Below are 3,635 nucleotides of genomic sequence, written 5' to 3'. Positions count from 1 at the left end.
TATTAAGCAAATAAATAGTTTAAAGCGGAATTCAGTTGCAAATAATAGCTCTGACAACGCGGCCGTAAGTACTGGGGCTTACGACTTTGCGATGTTAGGGCAAGTGATGCAGGAGCTGAAATCGCGTATTCCGGAAAAGAAAGATATTACTGTCATGGCACGAAAAGACACTTCCTATCAGACCTTGGTGTCTGTGATGGATAAAGTGCGATCTTACCGAACCGTTGTTGCGGGAAGTGTAGTGAATGCCGAGTTATTCCCGGAAGTGTCGATAGCCGATGCGCCGGAAGTTGTTGATGCAAACGAAAGTGTTGCGGATGCCAAGACCGAATTAACTGATGGGAAGGTTAGATCATGAAAACATCAGCAAAAGCCAAGCGTATCCAGCGTCACCAACGCCGTAGTAAGAATCAGGGTAAGTTAAACCTGGTATCCTTGATGGACATCTTTACGATTCTTGTGTTTTTCTTGATGGTAAATTCCTCAAGTGATGTACAAGTATTGAACCAGAACAATATGGTCAAGCTTCCGGTTTCTAATGCTGATCAAATGCCAAAAGATGCGCTGGCATTAGCCGTGACTCACGACGATATTCTTGTCGGTGGCCGAGCGATCGTTAAAGTCGCCGAGCTTCGTGAATTTCAAGGAGAGGTAGAACCTCTGCTTAAGGCTGAGTTAGACTATCAGGCTTCAAAGTCTAACAGCGCAGTCGCGCCAGAAGGGCGTCCAATCACTATCGTTGCCGATCGTGAGTTGCCATATGAGCTGTTAAAGAAAATTATGACAACCTGTGTGGATTCTGGTTATGCCAGCATTTCACTTGCGGTTAATAAGCATGTTGAGCAGGAGGCTTAATCATGGCGTTTAATCAATTAGGGCCAGCCTGGAATGCCGAAGCAGGTGAGAGTGAACGCTTAGGGAAGATTACCGCAGCGGTTATTCCTGTATTTTTGGCAATCGCTGTTTATGTCTCGTGGGTGGATTTACCTGAGCAAGATAGGGAAGAGCTGGAAGCCCTGCCTCCTCAACTAGCAAAGGTCATACTTAAGAAAAAAGAAAAGCCTAAACCTGTCCTTAAAAAAGAGATTAAGAAAGAGATTAAGAAGGTTGAGCCTGAGAAGAAAGTTGCTGAGAAGCCAAAACCGAAACCAAAACCTAAGGCTCAAATAGCGAAAAAGCCCAAGCCAAAAATTAAGCCGAAAGCAAAAGATATTCAGTTGGCACGAGAGAAAGCCAAAACATCTGGTTTGCTAGCGATGAGTAATCAGTTGTCTGCACTAAGTAGCTTAGCTGATAGCGTTAAACTCGATACGCCCAAAACGATTTCGGCAAAACCTATTGCTCGTAAAGTTGAAGATAAGCTCGCCTCAAGAGCGAAAACTTCACGCAGTGCAGGCATTGATGAAACCAAGTTGACGCAAGAAACACAGAGAATGGAATTGGCCTCAAGAGAGATGACGGAAGTAGAAAAAGCTGAAGAAATTCAAACCGCGCTTGAACTGGCAGAACTGGATGCGAAGCGCATGGTTGCTCAGCGTACTCGTGAAGATATTCGTCGCACCATGGACGCCAATAAATCTGCGATTAACAGTATTTATAATCGCGCACTGCGTAAGAAGCCTTCACTGCAAGGAGCCTTTACTGCACAGCTAGTCGTTGAGCCAAGTGGTCAGGTCTCTAGCTGTTCGGCAGTAGAGTCAACACTGAATGAGCCAAGACTGGAAAGCAAAATTTGTAAGCGTCTGCGCTTAGTCAACTTCGGACAGAAGTCAGGTGTCGATCAGGCAACGATTAGCTATCCAATAGAGTTATTCCCAGGCTAGCCCAAATTTATTTGCTATCCATAGGCAGAGGGTTCCGCCCATTCGCTAATGATCGAACTCGTGCTAACCCGCCAGCGAGGCACGGAGGCCTCTGCCTACAAGTATGGTCGCTATCCCAGAAATACGATACTAACCCCCGCTCGTAAGCAGAGGGTTCCGCCCCTCGCTAATGATCATAGCCCGCAATCGAAGCATTGATGCCTCTACCACGAGCTTAGGGTGAATGCCTAAGCAGCGACTTCAGTCGCCGCTTTGGCTGGCTTTTTTGATGCGAGCCCAGAAAAACGCCCCTCAAAATACAGTTTAAGCTTCGAAATTTCCTCTTCATTCAAAAACAAACCGAGTTTGCTGCGGCGCCAGAGAATATCTTCAGCTGAGCGTGCCCATTCGTGTTCAATCAGGTAGTCGACTTCTGCAGAGAATAAGTCGGCACCAAAGTATTCTCCCATATCGCTCATGCCTTGTTTGTTCGCTAGAAAGCTAAAGCAAAGGGTGCCATATGATTTGAGGTAGCGTTGTACGAGAGTATGAGTTAGCCATGGCGCTTTCTTTTTAATAGCTTGTTCTATCTGCTCTCTTGTTTGACCAACGAACTGAACTCCGGGCATCGGTTCATCTGCAGTCCAAGGTTTACCAAGCTCCTTAATAAATGGCGACAGCTTGTTTAGAACCGCTTCTGAAAGCTTTCTGTAAGTGGTGATTTTGCCGCCATAGATTGAAAGCAGGGCGTTGCTTTCACTTTCCTGATGGAGTTCTAGCGTGTAATCACGGGTGATTGCTGAGGGGTCGTTTGATTCATCATCACACAGTGGACGGACGCCAGAATAGGTAGACTGGATATCTTCACGAGAAATCGAACGTTTGAAATGTTGATTGTATACCTTAATCAGGTAATCAACTTCCCAGTCTTCAATTGCTACGTCTTCTGGCTTTCCTTGGTATTCTTTATCGGTGGTTCCGATTATTGAAAAGTGATCAAGATAGGGAAGTACAAATACCACACGCTTGTCTTCGTTCTGTAGAATGTAAGCTTCATCCAGTTCTTCAAAGCGGGGAACGATAATATGGCTGCCTTTAATCAGTCGAATATTTCGAGCCGGTTTAATATCTTCTGCCGCTGAATCAAGAAAGCTGTTTAACCAGGGGCCTGAGGCATTAACGATATTGCTTGCGAGAATATCGTAGCTGCGCTGTTCGATCTTGTTGAAGATACTTAGGCGCCAACGACCAAGATCTTTGTCGAAGCTCAAGTTATGGCACTGTGATTGAACTTCAATGCTTGCACCACGATTATGGGCATCTATCGCATTCATAACTACCAAACGTGAATCATCGACCCAGCAGTCATGATATTGAAAGCCTTTGGTGATCGAGTTTGTAAAAGGTGCATGACCATCAAATTTCACCTTCCGTGCTTTGGGCAAGGTATTTCGTTTGCTCAAGTGGTCATACATAAACAAGCCACAGCGGATCATCCATGCAGGGCGAAGGTGAGGGCGGTGAGGCATGACGAACTTCAGGGGTGAGACAAGGTGAGGTGCTTTATTAAGCAGTACTTCTCTTTCTGCCAGCGCTTCTTTAACTAGTCTGAACTCGTAGTGTTCGAGGTACCTTAGTCCACCATGTATTAGCTTGCTACTGCTGGAAGATGTACCTGAAGCCAAGTCATTTTGTTCACATAAGAACACTTTTAAGCCTCGGCCAGCGGCATCGGCAGCAATACCAGCCCCGTTAATGCCACCCCCAACAATAGCTAAATCATAGAAAAGTTCCTTTTTTTCACTGCTAATGTTCATATAAACCTCAAAAACG

Annotated in this window: 3 protein-coding genes and 1 pseudogene; 3 read left to right on the top strand and 1 reads right to left on the bottom strand. The window is 45.5% G+C overall.

Features of this window, described 5'->3' with window-relative positions; all coding sequences use genetic code 11:
• The 3 genes and pseudogenes from A3766_RS31250 to A3766_RS16435 form a co-directional block, all read left to right on the top strand.
• Positions 1-358, top strand: a pseudogene (locus tag A3766_RS31250) (hypothetical protein); the annotation flags it as partial.
• The gene (locus tag A3766_RS16440; protein ID WP_068511512.1) at positions 355-855 is read left to right on the top strand and encodes a biopolymer transporter ExbD; all 501 of its coding nucleotides are present in this window, start codon (positions 355-357) and stop codon (positions 853-855) included. The pseudogene A3766_RS31250 and the gene A3766_RS16440, both read left to right, overlap by 4 nt.
• A 2-nt stretch (positions 856-857) precedes the next feature.
• The gene (locus A3766_RS16435) at positions 858-1,823 is read left to right on the top strand and encodes an AgmX/PglI C-terminal domain-containing protein (protein WP_068553968.1); all 966 of its coding nucleotides are present in this window, start codon (positions 858-860) and stop codon (positions 1,821-1,823) included.
• Positions 1,824-2,050: 227 nt separating this feature from the next.
• Here A3766_RS16435 and glpD read toward each other — a convergent pair.
• Positions 2,051-3,635: glycerol-3-phosphate dehydrogenase (glpD, locus tag A3766_RS16430; protein ID WP_369808633.1), on the bottom strand; the 1,585-nt coding region annotated here is incomplete at its 5' end.

This window comes from Oleiphilus sp. HI0132, from assembly GCF_001635845.1.
Note: the sequence above shows the minus strand (reverse complement) of the source record. Positions and strands in the feature narration are given on the sequence as shown.